This is a genomic window from Pseudoalteromonas sp. MMG012 (assembly GCF_018100875.1).
Classification (GTDB): Bacteria; Pseudomonadota; Gammaproteobacteria; order Enterobacterales; family Alteromonadaceae; genus Pseudoalteromonas; species Pseudoalteromonas aurantia.
On sequence record NZ_JAGJEF010000016.1, the window covers coordinates 56,822 to 79,284 of the forward strand.

The 22,463-nt window shown below is 42.8% G+C and carries 2 protein-coding genes; both read left to right on the top strand.

What is annotated here, in order from left to right:
* Entirely contained in the window at nt 1-10,068 is a 10,068-nt protein-coding gene (locus J8L97_RS08085) for a non-ribosomal peptide synthetase (protein ID WP_211048673.1), read from the top strand.
* Entirely contained in the window at nt 10,068-22,463 is a 12,396-nt protein-coding gene (locus J8L97_RS08090; RefSeq protein ID WP_211048675.1) for a non-ribosomal peptide synthetase, read from the top strand. Before J8L97_RS08085 ends, J8L97_RS08090 begins: the two co-directional genes overlap by 1 nt.

A 22,463-nucleotide genomic window follows, 5' to 3' on the forward strand; every position in this document is an offset into this window, starting at 1 on the left:
ATGGAAAATTCAGAAATTGCCGCTTTTTTGGCTGAGTTAGATGAACAAGGTATATTTGTTTACTTGCAAGAAGACCGCCTAAAGCTGCGGACGCAACTTACCACTGTGCCGGCAGAACAGCTTGCGCGTATCAAAGCATGTAAGCAAGCGTTGATCGCTTACATGCAACAGCATCATCAAAAGCAGGGGCCGTTATCAAGCGCTCAGTATCGGATTTGGTTTATTGACCAATATGAGCCGTTATCAGCGACGTACAACATGTGCGGGTTACTACATTTTTCAACATCAGTGTTAACAGCGGATGTAGAGCAAGCGCTAAACACTTTACTAACACGTCATCAAGTTTTAAAAAGTAACTTTGTTACAGTCGATGGTAATGTCGTACAACGAATTAATGAAAAGGCACAACTTCATTTAGACACAATTGAAGTCGGTGTTAATGCAAATAAAGCGGATATTATCGCGCTGCTTGATGATGAACTGCAGCATTGTTTTGATTTAGAAAATGAACTGTTATTTCGAGCGACCTTGATAACGCAGCAGAACCGAGGGCAGTGGCTGTATATTGCGATGCACCATGTTGTTGCAGATGGCTGGTCGGTTCAAATATTAGTACAGCAACTGGTTGATATATTGGCGAAATGCCCGGATGATCTTGGCTCGTTGCAGCAGCCACAATTACAGTATTTAGACTACGTTCATTGGGAAAAGCAGTTTAAGCAAACACCGGTATACCTTAATCAGCTTGAATATTGGCAAACCTCGTTAAAAGACATTGAGTTGTTTGAATTACCAACCAGTTATCCGAGAAAAAGTCAAAAAACATATCACGGTGCGACTCATCATTTTGACATATCCAAAGCAACGATAGCGCCGTTTACGCACTACTGTCAGCAACATAGCGTCACACAGTTTGTTGGGTTACTGAGTGTATTTTATGTGTTATTACATCGGTATAGTCAGAAAAATGATGTGACTGTGGGTGTACCAGTATTAAATCGAGACCAGCCAGAATTTGAAGCAATGGTTGGGTGTTTTGTTAATACGTTAGCACTGCGTCAAAAGCTCAGTGCAGAACAATCATTTCATACTTTGATAAGTACGACAAAGGCCACGGTGGCGCAGGGGTTAGAAAATCAAAATGTTGCACTTGAGAGTATTATTGAAGCGCTTGGTTTAGCAAAATCATCGGCACACTCAGCCTTGTTTCAAATATTGTTCAACTATAACGGTATTACCATTGAATCACATCAAACGTCGGAGTTATCAGCGGATCTGACGCCTTTGGATAACAATACGGCGAAGTTTGATTTCACACTGAATATCACAGAGTCAGATACTGGGTTAGTTGGCAGTATTGATTACTGCACTGCATTATTTGACGCGCAGTTAATAGCGCGAATGAGTGATGATTTTATTGCGCTGACAACAGCATTGAGTTCTGCACCAGAGCAAGCAATCGGGAAGGTAGCCCTGCCTTCAATTTTACGTTCTGAGAATACATTTACAACAAGTAATAGCGTAGTACAAGACGATGTGGATTTATTATTACATAAGGTAATGGCGCATAGTGACCGTAACCCAAACAAAACGGCGTTAGTTGAATCGAGTGTTCATACAGAAGAACTAAGCCGGATTAGTTATGCACAGTTAAACAGTCTCAGCTTTAATTTTGCTCAACATATGACAGCCTTGTTAGAACAGCGCAGTACGTCACAATTAGCCCCAATCGGGTTACTTGTATCGCGTTCTGCTTATTCAGTACTGGCAATGTTTGGCATTATGCGTGCAGGCAGAGCATATTTGCCGATTGAGCGCGGTACACCGGTACTTCGTATCATGGAGATGCTAAGTCAGGCAAAAAGCCAATATCTGATCACGGTTGATAAGCAGAGCTTAGTAGAGGCCGACATGCAGCTATTGAATGAGCATGAAATCAGCATCCATCCATTTGAGGGCTTTATAAGTCCTTATATAGAAAAAGAATTCGCCCTTCCAAAAGTACAACATTGTGACTCTGCATATGTGGTATTTACATCTGGCACGACAGGTAAACCCAAAGGCGTTGAAATATCTCATGGGGCACTCTCCCATTATGTTAATGGGATCAGCGAGCGCATTCAATTTGATGAAAATATACGTGCTGGTGTGGTCACAGGGTTGGCGACTGACTTATGCCTTACAGGAATATATCCAGTGTTAGCCGGTATGGGCACCGTAGCGTTTGCCAGTCACGATATTGGTGCTGATCCAAGCTTAATTGTGGACGCATTATATCAACTAGACGTTAATTTCTTAAAAATAACGCCGAGTATTGCCAGCGAATTACTGCCTGTCATGTCGCAGAATATCAAGCATATACCCGCTATTTCATATTGGGTGTTAGGTGGGGAACCATTAACGCCTCAACTTGTGAATACACTGCAGAGCGTGTACCCAACGTCTTCCATAATAAACCATTATGGGCCATCAGAAACATGCATTGGTGTGACGACATACCAGATTACGTCTAACGAGCAATGTACGAGTACTTTGTATCCAATTGGTCAGCCGCTTTCTCATGCTGCAGCGTTAATTTTGGATGAGCTAAAACAGCCTACACCACCGGGTATGCCGGGAGAGTTGTACATTGGGGGCAGGAGTTTATCAACGGGCTATATCAATGCACTTGAACAAACCGCAGACAGCTTTGTTGAGCATGAAAGTAATGGGGTAGTACAGTTGTTTTATCGCTCTGGCGATAAAGTGAAACTCACGCCACAAGGCGATATAGAGTATTTAGGCCGCATAGATAATCAACCAAAAATCAGTGGTTATCGAGTTGACCTGTTAGATATTGAAGCAAAAGCGACCGCGCTGCCGATAATAAGCAGCGTTGTAGTGGTGTGTCGAAAATTGGGTGAACTTGACACGCTAGTAGGGTATTGCACCTTATCAAATGAGAGCGTTGATTTAGATATCGCGAAAATGAAGCAAGACATTGTAAATGCTTTAAAGTTGCTATTACCAGAACCAATGGTCCCCCGAATATGGGAAATTGAAACACAATTACCGTATTTGGCAAATGGGAAAATAGATCGCAAGCAATTACAAAATAAGCCAATTCAAGTTAGTAAACGTGCGTTTGTTGCTGCTCAAACAGATATTGAGCACACTTTAGTGGCGCTGTTTTCTCAATTGACAGGACATGAAAAGGTCAGTGTTACGGATGACTTTTTCGCTATTGGTGGGCACTCCCTGTTAGCGATGCGATTATTGAATTTGATACGTCAGCAGTTAGATGTGAATATCTCGTTGAAAGCGTTATTTGCATACTCAAGCGTTGCTGAGTTGGCAACATATTTATGTCAAACGCCAGAAAAAAGTGGTTTACAAGGGATAGTTGCGCTTGAACATCATGATTTAATAGGCGTTCATCCATTGTCGTTCTCACAACAAAGGCTGTGGTTCGTTGATCAAATGCAAGGTCACAGTGAACAGTACAATTTACAAGGTGTTTATACCTTAAAAGGTAACGTGAATATAGTGGCGTTACAACAGGCATTTCAGCGAGTTATTGCGCGTCATAAAATACTTCATTTTAATTATCAAAGCAGCGCGACAGCAGAAGCTACGCAGAGCTTAAATTCACAATTAGCGTTTACCTTGGCAGAAATTGATTTATGTGATTCCGACAACACATCACAGCAACAAGTGGCTCGGACGTTCATTGCGGATGATTACAGCACATCATTTGATTTGACGGATGATCTACTGTTACGTGCAACGTTACTTAAGTTCGATACTCAATGTTATCAACTTATTGTCACAATGCATCATATTGTGTCAGATGGTTGGTCGATTTCCATTTTGTGTAAAGAGTTGTCAGAAAGTTATAACAATTTGGTTGTGGGTAATGAGCACTGTGCCCAAACGGCACTGCCGTATCATTATATCGATTATGTGTACTGGCAGCGCACACAAAAAGCTTCGAAGCAATGGCAAGATAGCTGTGAATATTGGCGTTCTCAGCTCGATGGTTTACCAACAGTGCATACGCTACCAACTGATCGTGCACGTTCAAATAATGTGATTAGCGGAGGTGGGCTATTTAAAGGTGCAATGCCAAAGGATTTGACTAAGCAATTGCGACGCTTTAATAAAGCATCATCACAAACACTCTTTTTAACATTAAAAAGCGTGTTTACATTATGGTTTAGCCGTATTTCTGAGCAGTATGATATTGCAATTGGCACCCCTGTCGCGGGGCGTGAACTCGCCGAGTTTGAGCCTATTATTGGTAATTTCATTAATACTTTAGTGTTAAGAAGCCAGATATCATCTGACACTGACCTAGCGCATATGCTGCGAATGACTAAAGTGACATTGAGCGATGCATTGGTACATCAACAATTACCATTTGAAGCACTTGTTGATGCCTTGAATATTGAGCGGAGTTTATCAATACATCCATTAATGCAAGTGGTATTCAGAGCAAATAATGACGTGAATGAAACTTTACAACTTGATGGGTTGATAATTGAACAGGTTGAGAGTGGCGTACGTAGTGCGAAATTAGATCTTGAAGTATCGGTAATTGACAGTGGTGATGCTATCGATATTGAGTGGCTTTACGATACTTCACTATGGAATGAGTGTAGTATTAAGGCGTTTTTTGAGCAGTACTGCTATGTGTTACAGCAATGTCTTGACGACATTCACACCCCACTTTCAAAGTTACAACTATGGACTGAACACGCACAATCACAGTTTATATATGACACCGAATCGCTCGATTTAACTGTGACACAGCAACCGACTTTTTCAGCGAATTTTTCAAGTATGGCACGACAGTATCCGCACTATGATGCGCTGTTATATGATGGACGAGCCTATTCTTATGAGAAGATAGAGCAGTGTGCCAATCAATTAGCACATTGTTTACTCGAAATGGCCTTTGAACCACAAAGCCGCATCGCCATATTATTACCATCGGGCCCTGCAATGGTTGTGGCGATACTCGCAATTTTGAGAGCAGGCCATACTTATGTTCCCCTTCACAGTAACACGCCCAGCCAAACATTAAACTACATCGTTGATGACGCAGAGATCATGATGATTTTGGCATACAGTGATGATACCGATACATTGGTTGACAGTGGCAGTGACTTCTTATTGTTAGATGATATTTTTGATTTAGACTCAAATTTCTGTGGCTATGATACGGCAGCACCGAAGGGTGTTGAATGCGCTGGTGAGCCTTGTCATAAAGGCGAAGATATATGCTATATCATTTATACGTCAGGCTCTACAGGTAAGCCAAAAGGGGTCATGATCAGTCATGATAATCTAAGTGCATATTTACAGCATGCTGTGACTTGTTATAAACCTAAAGATGGGGTGATCTGGTCGTCTGTTGTGAGTACTCCATTGGCTTTTGACGCAACGGTAACCGCGTTATTTCCGCCTTTAATGCATGGTGGAACCGTTGAAATAATACCTGAAGGTGGAGAACAGTTGGTTAAGTTAACCGACGTTATATTCTCTAGTATGAATGCTAAGTTATTCAAACTAACCCCCGCGCATTTGAGAGCCATTGTTGGCCTATCGAAAGATAAAAGTAACACTTTAATAAACCACACATTGGTGGTTGGTGGTGAAGCGCTGGAAGTTGACTTATTGGCAGCTTTGCGCAAAAAACTGCCATATTGTCGTTGGGTCAATGAGTATGGTCCAACAGAAACCACAGTTGGTTCAACAACGTATACCATTGATGATACACAAACAACGCTCAGCAATGGTATTCAGGTGCCGCCGTATACTCAGTATGTAAATGAGGGGCATAAAGATGTGCCTATTGGTATACCAAATAGTAATGTCATAGTGCGAGTGGTTGATAGATTTAATCAATTGACTCCATTAAACATGCCGGGAGAATTGTTGATTGGTGGGCCTGTTGTTAGCCAAGGGTATGTGAATTTAGCTGGGCTTAATGATGAACGTTTTGTCACACTGACATTTATGCAAAGCAATGGCAAAAAAAGAACACAGCGCTTTTATCGAACCGGGGACATTGCATTTTGGCAATCGGATAAAAAAACAGAAACCAGTTATTTGCGATACAGTGGACGGATTGATGAACAAGTTAAGTTGCGCGGCTTTAGGATAGACGTCTGCGCCATTGAGCACACATTACGTGCATTAAATGAAGTATCGGATTGCGCGGTCACTGTCGATGTAGAACAAGCGGTGCTGCACGCCCATATTGTGATGTGCCAAGGTCATACTATGGTTTCTCGACTTCTCAAGTCACAGTTAGCAAACACGTTACCTCATTATATGGTCCCGTCGTTATTTTTTGAGCACGATGGCATACCCGTTACAAAAAATGGCAAAGTAGACAAAACTGCGTTAACAGTAGGTATTGAGCAACGTGATTTAGAGCCTAAAGCGGTTGTTAATGATAAAGACTTAACACCCCTACAAAGTTATTTATTAAACCTATTCCGTGAAACGTTGCTGTTGGAGCATATTGGTATAGAAGATAGCTTTTTTGATATAGGCGGTCACTCGCTCTTGGCTATTCGGCTGATTGGACAAATTCGCGAGCAAAAACATTTTGATATCACTTTACCCCAGTTGTTTAAAACACCTTCTGTTGCAGCGTTAACGGACGCGTTGCAGAGTTGTCAAAAGATTACACACGCTCAAGAGATTGTAAAAGTGTCGAGACAGCAGGCATTGCCCTTGTCTTATGCACAGCAAAGACTGTGGTTGATTGACCAAGTGCAGCAAAGCAGTACGCAATACCATATGCCTGCGAGCTTTACATTTAATGGTAAGTTGAACCTAGAAGCGGTGTCGAGTGCATTACACGACTTAATTACGCGCCATGAAGTGCTACGCACCATAATTGTGAATCAAAATGGCAGTGATGCACCAGAGCAAAAGATTAACTCAACATTCTCAGTACCACTAAAATGTCTTGATTTAACCGCGCTCAGTCAGCAAGAACAAGACGAACAGTGGGCACATATTGCATTCGAAGCAAGTACAGCACCATTTGATTTAGCAGATGATGTGATGCTGCGTGTGGTAGTGGCAAAAATGACTGAACAAACCAGCTTTGTGCACTTTAACATGCATCATATTGCCAGTGACGGTTGGTCTATGGCGATTTTAATACGAGAGTTTATTGCCTATTATCGCACGTATACTGCTGAGCAAGGGTATCAATTACCACAAACTCTAGCTGAACCACTCTCAGTGCAGTATGCCGACTATGCATACTGGCAGCGCTTAGTGTGTAGCGAAAATGCATTGAACACATCGCTTGATTATTGGCGCTCACAATTACAAGGTGCACCACATGTGCATGAGTTGCCTTTGGACTTTACGCGCCCTCAAGAACAACAGCTTGTCGGGGCGAGCGTTATTCACCATTTAAATGCCGCGACAACGAAAGCCATACATCAGCAGTGTGCAGATCACGGCGTAACATTATATATGTGGCTTCATACGGTATTTTCAGTATTAGTTATGAAATACAGCCAATCTCAAGATGTACTAATTGGCTCGCCAGTTGCGGGACGTGATCAGGCTCAAGTGAGTGATTTAATTGGTTTCTTCGTGAATACGCTTGTTATTCGAAGCCATACCCAGTCCAAGCAATGCTTTACTGAGCTTTTAGCCCAGCAAAAGCAGGTTATTGTTGATGCATTCAAACATCAACATGTGCCTTTTGAGCAGTTAGTCGAAGTGTTACAACCAGAGCGTAATTTGGCACATCAACCTTTGTTTCAAATTTTGTTTGCGCTACAAAATAATGAAGTCACTGATTTTACATTACCGCATTTACATATTGAACAACATTCAACGCACGCGGTACGAATGAAGTTTGATTTAGAGGTAAATGCGATTGAGCAAGGTGATGGTATTCATATTCAATGGAATTACAACACATCACTATTTAAAAAACAGCGGATTGAACAACTAATTCTCAGCTTTGAGGTGATGATTGCTGCTTTACTCACAGCACCATCTCAGCAAATTGGATCATTGTCAGTAATGAGCGCGGATACAAGGCAGCGATTACTGGCTGAAGAACTAAGTGACCAAGAAGCAGTAGAAAATAACTTGCGATTAAGCCCAGAACCCCATACTCGCCATGTTATGGCTAGATTGAATAAACATTGGCATAGCAAAACGGGCTCGAATGAAGGTCATTTGAACCAGTCTAGAGCATTGATAGATATTGATGGACGTGTAATGAGTTACGCTGACCTGGTTAAAAAAACCGATCAGCTCGCAGGGTACTTGCAAAATAAAGGGATCGGTAAAGCCAGCAAGATTGCAATTTGTTTACCGGCATCGAGTATGATGATTATCGCTATACTCGCAGTAGCCAAAATAGGTGGGGCCTATGTGCCCATAGATCCCAAGCAGCCAATATCAAGACGTCAGTATATATTAGACGATTCGGGCTCTGAACTATTAATAACTACGTCGCAGTTAGATATCGATTTTAATACGCTAACGCAATCGAGTGCCTCATGTCGCTTATTGTTAAATGAATATAAGTGGCAGCAAGAGATGAGTGAACTTGCACCTGTCGCTTATGATATCGATGATCTGGCCTATATTATTTATACATCGGGTACGACGGGCATGCCGAAAGGGGTGCAGATAACGCATCGCAATTTATCGATGTATCTTGATCATGTGTTGGATACCTACTTAGATGGCGATCAATCTATTAGTGTGGTAAGTACGCCATTGGCTTTCGATGCGACGGTGACGTCAGTTTGGGGGCCATTATTGATGGGAATGTGTTTAGATATACTCGTTGATGATACACAAATGCTGACCCAACTGTCGCAACGTTTGCAAAGCGAACATTCTGGATTTTTTAAAGTCACGCCCGCACATCTACAAGGGATATTGGCTTTATTGCCTCAAACAATCATCCCCACAGCCCATCAAGTTATTATTGGTGGTGAAAAATTACCATTACCTTTACTGCAATCACTCAGTGAGTATTTCCCTAACATTCAATGGGTGAACGAGTATGGGCCAACAGAAGCAACCGTCGGAACCAGTGTTTATCGTTGTAATGCGGCAAGTATAGCCGAGCTTGAACAACAGCAGTTGACGCAAGTGCCCATTGGAAACGCCATTGCAAACAGCCGACTCGTGGTGCTCGATACAGAGCAACAGTTGGCCCCAGTGGGCGCAATTGGTGAACTATACATTGCAGGAGACAATCTCGCTTTAGGCTATTTAAACCAACCAAGCCTAACAAATCAGTGCTTTAACATGTTGCCATTGGGGCCTGAGGGTACCGAACGGCGCTTTTACCGCACTGGGGATAAGGTTCGTTGGCATATAAATGAACAAATGCACCCTGAATACTTATTATTTTACGGCAGAGTAGATGAGCAAGTTAAACTGCGAGGCTATCGTATTGAATTAAACGAAATAGCTCACCAATTAATACGTCATGGTGATATCGATGAGGCGCAGGTACTGCTAAACCCTGAGACAGAACAACTTGAAGCCTTCATTATTTCACAGCAGTATGGGTTGCAATATCAATTTTCAGAGCAGCAACGCATTCAGCCCGTATCCAACAATGCCATAGGGGCTTTAAAAGAGCATTTAGCTGCGCTTTTACCTACCTATATGATCCCCCATAAATGGATGGTCGTAGAGCACATACCGTTAACCCACAATGGCAAAGTTGATTCTAAGCAGCTGTTGAATCTAAGTGCTTCAATTACTGTAGAAAGTAAGAATATTGCCGCAAATAATGATTTTGAGCGCGCGCTAATTGATATTTTTTCCAAGATATTAGCTGCTGATTGTATGGGAATAACAGATAACTTTTTTGCATTGGGAGGGCATTCATTATTAGCCACCCAGTGTATGGCAATGGTGAAAGAAACCTTAGATGTAGACATTCCCGTACGCGTTTTGTTTGAACGGCCAACCATAGAAGCACTTTCTAAGTGGTACAGCATTCAGAAAATGATGACTAACACAGCGCCAAATGATAATGAAAGCGATACTTCAGAAGAGATGTTTTTGTAATGAATGGACAGTTATTAGTAATTGAAGACCTTATTGCTGAAGCTTTAAGCGTGGGGGTTACTCTGTACGAAAAGCAAGGGAGCTTGGCATTTAAGCAAACGAATGGTTTTCCAGAAGCATTGAAGTTACGGGTGATAGCCAATAAAGCGCAGATCATTGCGTATTTTCAGCAACGAAAATCGTTAGAAGCCTCGTCAGATAATGCGCTGATCCCTGTCGTATCACGTTCGCAGCGATTACCTCTTACTTTTGCACAACAAGGGTTATGGTTTATTGAGCAGCTACAAGGTAGTCGTCAATATTATATGCCCGCCGAGTTTGAGTTGAAGGGAAAAATAGAGGTGTCATTACTACGTGAGTCTATCAAGCAGATAGTAGAGCGGCACGAAATATTACGGACCCGCTTCAGCTCAAAAGTAGAGCACAATGGCCAGCCGCACCATCTGGTTTCTACGTCATTTGATACGCCGTTTGAATGGATAAATGCGGCGGAGTTTCCTGTTGCACAGCGCCATCAAAAAATCATTGACTCTATTACTGATCATCAATCACAGAAATTTAATTTAGAGAAGGATATATTACTGCGTGTCCTTTTAATCTCAGATGGTTCTCAGCATTATTTAGCCTTTAATATGCACCATATTGTGTCAGATGGTGCATCATTACAAATACTCGTTCAAGACTTGCAACGTACATATTGTAATTTACTATATCCCTCATCTAGTTCTGCGCTATCAACGCTTCCCATTCAGTATGTTGATTATGCTCATTGGCAAAAATCTATGCTATCTGAGCAGCGACTAGCTACGCATTTAACGTATTGGCAAACAACTTTAGCGGGGCTAGACCCCATTCAATCCTTACCGACAGATAAGCCAAGACCGGCAATACAGCAGCAGCAAGGTTTAGTGTATCGGCAACAGCTAACCATGGCGTTGTTATCTAAGATTCAGGCACATGCAGCGCAGCAATCGGTGACCCCTTTTATGTGGCTGTTAAGCAGTTTCATGTTGTTTATTGGACGCATTAATCAGAGTGAACAAGTTGTCGTGGGCACCCCGGTTAGAGGGCGGGAACACCCACAGTTACAAAACTTAATTGGCTTATTTGTAAACACCTTAGTTATTCGAGCTGATTTATCCAAAGAACAGTCATTTAACGATTGGCTGCAACAACAAAAAGACCATATATTGCAAGCTTTTGAGTATCGTGATACGCCATTTGATAAGGTCGTTGAAGGGCTTAACTGTCCACGAGATTTAAGTCACCATCCATTGGTTCAGATTTTGTTTACTTTGGAGATGGATAACAGAGCCGATTTTCAATTACCAGAGCTTGATATTCAGGAATATCGCAGTGCTGAGCGCGCACACCAGGTAGCAGTTAAATGTGATATCGAACTCAATGCAACGGTTAATACACAAGGCTTGTTACTCACCTGGAAGTTTGATAAAGCACTGTATGAAATAGACACAATAATGCATTGGGCAACGTGCTTTGAAGTATTATTAGAGCACATTGTTGAGGGTCCACAGCGCAATTTTAAATGTTTGGAACTACTTAACCAGCAACAGCAAATTGACTTAGCCGTGCAGCAAAGTGGTGTACTGGCGCAGTGGGATAAAGCAGCAAGCTTAGTGCATATTTTTGAACAAAAAGCGGCGCAATTTTCCCACAAAATAGCAATCAAGCATGGTGAAAATGAACTGACATATCAGCAACTAAATGACCAAGCGAATCAACTCGCGTGGGTATTACGTGCAAAAGGGGTGCGTGCGCAAGATATGTTACCCGTGAGTATTACTCGACGTGCTGAGTTGGTGGTGACTCTGCTGGCAGTGCTTAAAGTTGGTGCTGCCTATGTGCCGATTGACCCCGACTATCCGGTGCAAAGGATCAATTACATTCTTGATGATGTTGGCAGCAAATGGGTACTCTGTGATGCGGCAAGTTTAGAGCTGTTTAATCAGGATGAACGCAATTTAGTCGCTATTAATATTGACGATGCAGCACTGTACGCTGATATTGACCAACGTCATAATCTTGAATTAGCGATTGAATCCAGTGATTTGGCTTACATGATTTATACATCTGGCACGACAGGGCGACCCAAAGGTGTACAGATAGAGCACCGCCACGTTGTACGCTTATTATGTGTTGAACCGAATCAGTTTGATTTTAATGAACATGACGTATGGACACTCTTTCACTCATTCTGCTTTGATTTTTCAGTATGGGAAATGTATGGCGCACTCTTGTTTGGTGGCCAATTGGTTGTTGTCGAATCGCAGACAAGCAAAAATAGCCCTGCATTTGCACAATTACTGTTTGATGAAAAAGTCACGGTACTAAACCAAACCCCCAGCGCGTTTTATGCTTTGCAAACCCCCTTCATAGACGAGGCAAATAGTCGCCGTGAAGGTAGTCACTTACGATATGTTATTTTTGGTGGTGAAGCGTTACAACCGGTGAAATTGGTCCCATGGGCTACGCGTTTTACTGACTGTCAATTGATTAATATGTATGGCATTACCGAGACAACGGTGCACGTAACATTTAAGCGTTTGACGCAAGATGATGTAACAAATGGGGTGAGTAACATCGGTCGACCGATTGCAACAACCTCATGTTATGTGCTCGATAAACAGCAACAGTTATTACCCATGGGCGCGGTCGGTGAGTTATATGTGGGAGGCGCAGGTGTTTGTCGTGGCTATTGGCAAAGACCGGAGCTAAATGACTCGCGCTTCATTGCCGATCCATTTTCATCACAGACCAGTCAAAAGTTATATAGAACTGGTGATTTAGTACGATATTTACCAACGGGTGAATTGACATACATTGATAGAGCGGATGACCAAGTTAAAGTGCGAGGCTACCGCATTGAGTTGGGCGAAATAGAAAACCAACTTCGAATGCACTCATGGCTTGCAAGTGTCGTAGTGCTACTGAACAAAGAGCAGGTAGATAACCCAAGGATCTCTGCATTTGTCGTGTTGAATGATGATGCTGAGTTTAATGCGCTTACCGAGCAAGTGCAGCAGTTTCTGCGGGCAACACTTCCTGATTTTATGCTGCCAAGTAATGTTATTGCGATGGCGACATTGCCACTAACATCCAATGGAAAAATAGATAAAAAAGCACTCATCGCACAGGATAAGTTTGAGACTTCGGCAGAACAATATGAGAGCCCAGAGTCGAGTACAGAAGAGGCGATTGCCAGTGCCTTCGAATCGATATTGGCAGTCGAAAAAGTAGGTCGAAATGGTCATTTTTTCGCTTTGGGTGGACATTCTTTGCTCGCGACGCAACTTGTTGCGTATTTGACCATACAAGCAAAACTATCTATTACTCTGCGAGATTTGTTTCAGTTTCCTGTGGTGAAAGATCTCGCAGCAGTATTAGTAAAGCGTGCAAAAAGTGAATATGTTATAGACGCTTCGTGCCTTTCAATACCGTTAATATCACGTGATAAGCCATTAAGTTTGTCATTTGCACAGCAGCGTCTGTGGAGTATTGATAAAATACGCCAAGGTAGTTTGCAATATCATATGCCTGCAACATTTGTGCTATTTGGGGAGCTCAATGTCACACACTTCAAGCAAGCATGGCGGGCAATCATACAGCGCCATGAAGTACTGAGAACCACTTTTAAAGAAACGCCTGATGGTTTACCAATACAGGTCATACATGAACAGTTTGAATTGCCATTGCAGGTTATTGATGGTTGTGCGCTTAACAATGAACAGCAGCAACGTCGTTGGCTGAAGGTCATCCGAGATGATCAACAACAAGCATTTAATTTAAATACAGACTTACCATTGCGTCTGCGGTTATTTAAACGTCAGGACGATCAATATAAGTTACTGGTGAACCTACATCATATTGCGGGTGATGCACATTCTTTGGCCATTTTGATTGAGGGAATAGAGCAATTTTATGCTGCGTTTACAACTGGTTCACCGTTACCGGCTAAGTTACAAAAACCGTTAGCCATTCAGTATGCCGATTACGCACATTGGCAGCGGTTACAGTTACAGAATCTGCAATTGAGCGCTGCAAAACAGTTTTGGTTAACGCATTTACAAGATGCGCCGCCATTACACCACATACCGTTAGACAAATCGCGAACAACCAAGGCTCAGTTGCAAGGCGATAGTCATATTGAAATGTTGAGTCCATCACAAGTTTCACGATTGATGCACAGCTGTGCAGCGCTTGATGTTACACCTTTTGTATGGTTACACACCGCGTATTCCTTATTGGTTGCTAAGTATAGTGGCAGCGATGACGTTGTTATCGGGTCGCCATTTTCGGGCCGTTCACATTCACAATTAGATCCATTGATTGGGTTTTTTATTAATACACTGCCAATTCGTACACAACTGTTGGCTGGTATGACTTTCTCTGATTTAGTACGGTACCAGCAGCAAGTTATGCTCGATGTACACGAACATCAAGTAATGCCATTTGAACAAATCATTGATGGCTTAAAACTTGCCAGAGGGCTAAACCATCATAGTGTATTTCAGCTTACATTTTCACTGAACCCAGAGGTGAATACGGTGCTGAAGTTACAAGGAATGAGAGTTGCGGCGACACAAGAACAAGCACCTCAGATAAAATTCGACATTGAGCTGGCGTGTACGCAGCTTAGCTCGGGAATGCGTTTAAATTGGGGTTATAACAACGCCTTATTTGAGTCACAAACGATTGTCACAATGGCAGGGGCGTTTACTGAACTCGTAGAACAATTATTAAATAACAGTACTCAGTTGATAGATGACATTCAATTGCACTGTACTCGCACGTTAAATGCAGAATCGAGTGGCACTGTGAATGGCCTCCATGCTTTACGCGGAAAACGTGATGTTGACGCATACGAGCGTAGCATTGTTGAACGTATTGTCGATATTGCCAGCGCAAGCTGCACAGCCGAAAATACGGCAATTATAGAGGTCGAGTCAGCTCAATCACTGAGTTACCGACATTTACATGAACAGTCTGAATTGTTAGCAAAATATTTAATTAATAATGGGTTACAGAGTGAAGAGCCTGTTATTGTTAGCATGTTAAATGGGGCAGAGTTTGTCATTTCGTTATTAGCGGTTTTAAAAGCGGGTGGATGCTATGTTCCCGTAGATCCTAATTATCCAGATTCTCGCATCATTTATATTGTTAATGATTGCAGGGCGAAGCGGATCATAACGACTAAACAGTTTAAAGCAAGGCTAGGTCACAACGACACGACAGCCAATCAAGTGATATGTATTGATGAAGTGTTAGCTCATATGAGCAATGCCACAAAGTCAAATGCAGCAAGCCTCGCACGAATTAAGTTGCCAACGATATTGCCAGACCAATTAGCCTATATCATATACACCTCAGGTACGACAGGTCAGCCTAAAGGGGTCATGATCCCTCATAGCGGTTTAGCGAATCTCTGTCGTTGGCACAACCGCACATTTGATGTGGGCAGCAACAGTATTGCTACCCAAACCGCGAATATAGCCTTCGATGCGGCGACTTGGGAAATATGGCCATACCTGAGCGTGGGAGCATGTTCTATCGCGGTGGCACGCAATGCGCTTAATGATCCACAAGGGTTATCTAAGTTACTTAATGACTATGATGTAAGTCATAGCTTTTTGGCAACGCCTATTGCAGAAGTTATGCTATCAGACAGTCGCTTTAAACCGGCTCACTTACGGTATTTACTGGTTGGCGGAGACAAATTGAGCGCGTTGAGTACAGCGTCTTATCCGTTCAAGCTCATTAATAACTACGGTCCGACAGAGGCCTCTGTGGTGGCGACGTCGGGTGAAGTACAGCAATCGACAATGAACAGTGCAACCATACCAGATATAGGTTTGCCGATAGACAACTTTGAACTGCTTATACTTAATGAACGTCAGCACCGTGTTTTACAAGGCATGATTGGCGAGTTGTATATCACAGGAGATGGCCTAGCGCGCGGGTATTTAAATAGGCCTAAACTCACACAAGAAAAATTTGTTAATGTCTTTAATAGTGAAGGAGAACTAGTAAGAGCATACCGGACAGGCGACTTGGTACGACAGCGCAATAATGGTCGTATTGCCTACATAGGTAGAAATGATGCTCAAGTTAAGATCCGAGGCTATAGAATTGAGCTGGCTGAAATTGAACATCAGTTGCGCTCATTGCCTGATATAGCCGAAAGTGTAGTACTTGCGGTGCAGGTGCATGAAGGACCTAAACAACTCGTTGCGTTTGTTATAACTGCGCAAGGCGTTTCTCATACTCAAAATACACAGGCTTTTGAGCAACAGGCTTTGGCTTCACTACGAGCTCAACTGCCAGAATATATGGTGCCAAATAAGGTTTTGATATTGTCAGAGTTGCCATTAACACCACATGGCAAAGTGGACCATAAAGCACTCGTCTCTCAACTAAATGGACATGACGCGACGGTACACGAAACAGGTCATGAAGGTCCTGCTAAGACGGTATTCGAGCAACACGGTAATACGAGCACACATCAGCACGGCAATAACTCATTGTCGGCGCGTTTACTCGAGATATATCGACAAGTTTTGAATAACGCACAGTTGCAAACAAGCGACGACTTTTTTGCCGCAGGCGGTGATTCAATCATTAGCATACAAATAGCCAGTAGAGCGAGAGCACTGCAAATCACAGTGTCAGTCGCAGATATATTTAACTTCAACACTGTGGCATTGTTGGCTGCGCATTTAGCACACTCAAATACGTTAGATGTGTTGGTCAAAGAAGCCCCGCCATTTGTTGGGGAATTACCATTACTCCCTATTCAACGTTGGTTTTTTGAACAACAGTTTACGCACAGCCACCATTGGAACCAAGCGTTATTGATAAGCATTGATAAAGTGTTTGAAGTTCAGCAAATACGCGCTGCGTTAGCGTCTGTAATGGCACACCATGATGGATTAAGGCTAGTGGTTAATCATCAGCAGGGCGCTTATCAATTGTCGGTGATTGGGGAGGTTGATATTGTGCCGGTATGCAGTCAATTTGATGCGCACAAACATGGCGATAATTGGCAACAAGCGTTTGCATATACGCGGGATACCAACCAAAGCACATTCAGTTTTGATGGCCAGCCTTTATTTAAAGTGTGCCACGTTATAACACCGGATAGTGAATCTCGTAATCGTTTACAAATTATAGCGCATCACTTATTGATTGATGGGGTGTCGTGGCGGGTTTTGCTGGAAGACATTAATCACGCCTTGATTGCTGTGCAGCATGAGAGGCCACTGCAGTTACCGCCGCGTACAGCAAATTTACACGCGATCAGTCTATTTTTTGAAGAACAAGGTCATAAAACAGAAGATTTGGCGTATTGGCAAGCATTGACTGAAGCCGCCAATTCAGCGCAGCTGTTAAACTTTAACACACAAAAACCTGCGACCGACTCTGAACTTGGCAGTTGTAAAGTCAGTATTGCCGAGACTGTGACTCGCTCCTTGCTGACAACGGCAAATCAACCATACAACACTGGGGTACAATCTTTGTTGTTAGCTGCTTTGCACTGGTGTGCAATGCGACATTATCAAACGAAAGATTGGGTAGTGTTACTAGAAGGCCATGGACGAGAGTTATTAAATAATAGTCTTGATAGTACGCGCACTGTGGGGTGGTTAACTGCGATGTATCCACTGCGGTTATTTAGCAACACCAATAACTTGGCTGATGTGATCTGTAATGTTAAAGAGCAACTTGCATTTACTGCAGGAAGGGCCAGTCAGTTTGGGGCTTTGCGGTATGCACACCCTGATGAAGCAGTGCGCGAATCGTTAGAAATAAAGACTAAAAACCAGGTGTTTTTTAATTATTTAGGACAGTTGGATACGGTATTTGACACTGCGGGTGTGATTGGTGATGCGACTGAGTCAGCAGGGGTACTGCATGCGCAGCAAAACCATGCTTATTACGGGTTACAGATCACAGCAGCGGTGGTTAACGAGCAATTATCGTTCACTTTTGAATATGACAAAACACGTATAACCGAGCAAACTGTCGCTAACTTAGTTGCATATTATCAGCAGAGCCTTATTGACGTGGCCAGCTATTGTAACGAGATAAACCAACAATTACACTCGGCAAGTTTAGGTACAAGTGGTAACGACCTAATTAGACATAGATATACGCCGAGTGATTTTAGCTTGCTAGCTGATGTGTCTAATTTGCATTTACAAGACATTATTGCCCAATTTCCGTCGCAACACATTGCTGATATTTACCCAATGAGTGCGTTACAACAAGGTATGTGGTTTCACAGTCAATACAGTGACAGTACCCAGCAAAATCATGCTTATCTTGAACAATCAACTATGCTCCTTGAAGGGGAATTTGACGTTGAAGCGTTTGTATATGCTTGGGAGCAGGTCGTTGCGTCACACAGTATTTTGCGTACCGCTTTTGTAAGTAGTCCAATAGGGCCTGTGCAAGTTGTTATCAGTGACTGTGAATTGCCGTTACACGTTGAAATACCTTCGTTGCAATCATGCAATGATGAGGCATATATAGAGCAAAGTGCCGCAGATGAGTATCAACAAGGAATCGATTTACGTGCAGCGCCATGTCTGCGCTTAAAAGTTGTATTGTTTGAGAACAAGCGCACAGGATTTATTTGGACTTACCACCACCTGATTATGGATGGTTGGTCTTTACCCATATTGTTTTCTCAGTTACTGGCGCAATATACTGCGCGCGTGGCGGGTTTAACCTCGCCTAAAGTGCATGATAATTATAGAGATTATATTGACTATTTAGAGCAGAAGTCGTCATTGGACGAGCAGCAATTCTGGCAAACTTATTTGTATGAGGCAGATGAAACGACCTTATTGGCAAGCAATATTGCATTGATACAAAACCCGGTTAAATTAGCGTCGGAACGCGCGGTTGAAAAAAATACCTCGGTCGTTGAGCATAGCATCACTTTACCTGTGCAGTTGTGCAGTACCATGCAGGTATTCTCACGCCAACATGGCTTGACTCTGAATCATTTACTGCAAGGTGCTTGGGCGTACTGGATCAGTATGTGTTGCAATAAAGGCTATGCATTGTTTGGTCAAACTGTGTCAGGACGACCCAGTGACTTGGCAAATATAGAGCAACGAATTGGCTTGTATATTAATACGCAACCCGTATTGCTCAATACGCAAGGTGACCAAACAGTATTACATTATTTAGCTGCCGTTAAACACAGTGCTTTAGCGCTGTCAGATTATGCTCATTCACCTTTGACTCAGGTACAAGGGTGGAGTGCGATTGATAATGCCGCGGTGATGTTTGACGCACTTTATGTATTTGAGAACTTTCCGGATGATCCACTGACAGACAGTGAACAAGCTCCTTTCAACGTCATCCGTAGCGCTCATAAAGACGAAACACATTACCCAATGACTTTGGTTATAGGGCAGGGTGAACAGTTGTCTTTAACCTTGTGTTATCAAGGTGGATTATTCAACCAAGGTACCGCTGAACACTGTTTAGCAATGTTGTCACACTTGTTAAATGAATTTGTGCAATCACCAGAGCAAGCTCTAAAATCAATACCTTTAGAGGCAATAGAGCACAGCGTCGCGCATAGTTCATCCGCTAGTGCATTATCAATCCCGACGTTTTCTTTTGACAGTGCAATAAAGACATTACCTAGTGCGCAAGATATAGAAAAAGAAAGTCGGCCAGTACAAGACCTACCTGTAACACCGATGACGATTCAGCAATGTTTCTCAGAGGTTGCAACACGTTTTGGTGATTTGATTGCACTGGAAGATTGTTCCAAGAGTCGTTGTTCATTGGCTGAGCGAGTTAAAAATACAACTCACTCAGGATATACAGTGACGTATAAGGCACTGGATAAGGCGGCTAATCAACTCGCAAATTATCTATCTACGAAACAGTTTGATAGCACTGGTAATCGTAATGCACAACCGATCATTGCGGTGTGCTTACCAGCCGGTGCTGATTTAATTGTCGCCATCCTTGCGATACTCAAAATGGGGGCTGCGTATTTGCCGATTGCGCCAAATTTACCGGCGCAACGAAAGACGTTTATGCTCTTAGATGCCAGTGTAGATATGGTGCTGACCCAAAGTGCTATTGATTCGAGTGAGCTTACTTGCATAGCTGAAACATCGGTTATTGCACTGGATGCCATTGGGCCATTAGTAAGTAGTCAAGCACACGCGTATTCATTGGAGGAGTTTGCCCCTCAAGATATTTGCTATGTGATATATACGTCAGGTACAACTGGTGTACCAAAAGGGGTGATGGTTGAGCAGCAAAGTGTGCTTAATTACGTGACATTTTTACAGCAGAGCTATGGCATAACCTCCTCAGATAACTACTTACAGTTTGCCAGTTGTAGCTTTGATGTATTTGCTGAAGAGGTGTTTTGTACCTTGCTCAGTGGGGCCACATTGGTGCTGGCAGAGCAGACCCAGCTATTAAACACTTCAGCATTGGCCAGTTTGGCACAACAAAGTAAATTGACCTTAATGAGCCTTCCTACAGCATATTGGCATCAATTGGCGGCATCGAATGTTTCGCTCAATAGTCAACTGAGGCTCATTACAATCGGTGGAGAGCAAATGCAGCTGAGTGCGTTAACGCAGTGGCAGAAGCAATATGGTACGCAAATCAAGCTGATTAATGCGTATGGCCCGACTGAAACAACAATTTCTGCCACACTGTGTGAGGTTACACACTTTAGCGGTACACACATACCGATTGGCCAGCCTGTTTCGGGGTTGAATGTTCATATTTTAGATAAGTATCTGAGACCAGTCCCCAGTTATGTTGCAGGTGAGTTATATATTAGCGGGTGTGCATTAGCGCGAGGCTATTTAAATGATGTTCAAAAAACCGCAAGTGTCTTTATCGAAGAGCCGAATACGGGGATTCGATTGTATAAAACCGGGGATAAGGTTCGGTGTCAGAATAACCAGGATATTTACTTTTTAGGCCGCTTAGATAGTCAGGTGAAAGTGCGAGGTTATCGTATCGAGCTGGGTGAAATTGAGCGTCACTTGCAACGTATAGAATCAGTCACCGCTGCGGCGGTGGTGGTACGACAAAGTCAAAATGCAGGCGAGCAGCTGGTGGCGTTCATTGAAACGTGTGATGGCGATATTTCTGTCGCGCATCTTCGTCAGCAATTGGTTGAGCAACTCCCTGAATATATGGTGCCGCAATTGTTTCAATGCGTTGCAGCGCTGCCACATAACAACAATGGAAAAATAGACCGTCATCAGTTAGTTGTGATGAGTGAGCTACTCAATACGGCTAACACCGCAATATGCGTCGCGCCTACTAATCCGATCCAAGCCTTACTCGTTGAACGATTTAAAGTATTACTGAATCAAACACAAGTGAGCATTGAGGACGACTTCTTTACATTGGGTGGTCATTCGCTATTAGCAATGCGTTTGGTGGGGGAGTTAAGCTACCAATTACAAGTTGATGTGCCCGTCGATATGTTGTTTCGACACAGCACGATTGTGGCTCTGGCGAGAGAGATTGAACAACTTCAGCTTAGTCATAAACCGAAACAACTCAGTACGGTATTGTGTTTACAAAAAGGTGAGCAAGGTTACACACCAGTTGTACTTGTGGCTGGTGCTGGTGGCTTATTAATGGCCTTCTCTTCATTGGTACAGCAACTAGATGACCGCATTCCCATTTATGGCTTACAGCCAGATGAAATTGCTGAGCAACCAGATGTTGTTGGGTCGCTTGCACAAACAGCGGCACATTATTTGAGTGCACTAGCAGAGGCAGATATTCACGCGGACGTCCACTTTGTAGGGCATTCATTTGGTAGTTTCATTATTTATGAAATGGCCAAACAGCTGCAGGAAGTATCTCAGCAGCCTACGTCATTACTCATTTTAGATACGCCTTTGCCAACGCGACCTATTGAGCCTGTAAGTGAGCATCAAGCCACTGAATTTGTATTTCAAAATATAGATGAATTTTTTCAGCTGGGCTTTTCCAATGCCGATAAAACAGACTATTTATCGTTAGATGAATGCCCAAGAACGCAATGGTTGTCAAAGCGTTTGGCCAATGCGGGTTATCACTTTACGCCATTGCAGTTAGCCCGTTTTCAAGGGGTATTTAAAGCGCAATTAAGGGCACATGTATCTATAGACACACTGCTGACGGAGACGCTTATCAGTGTCATAAAAGCGACAGGTACGAATGAATTTGAAAATAAGGCTGTTCCGAAAGATATGGGATGGTATGCGGTGAGCCATAACCTGACAGCATACGAAGCTGCAGGGGATCACTTATCGATATTGCAACAGCCTAACAATACGGTATTGATTGAACAAATACAGAGTAAATATGTGCTCAATCAGTAA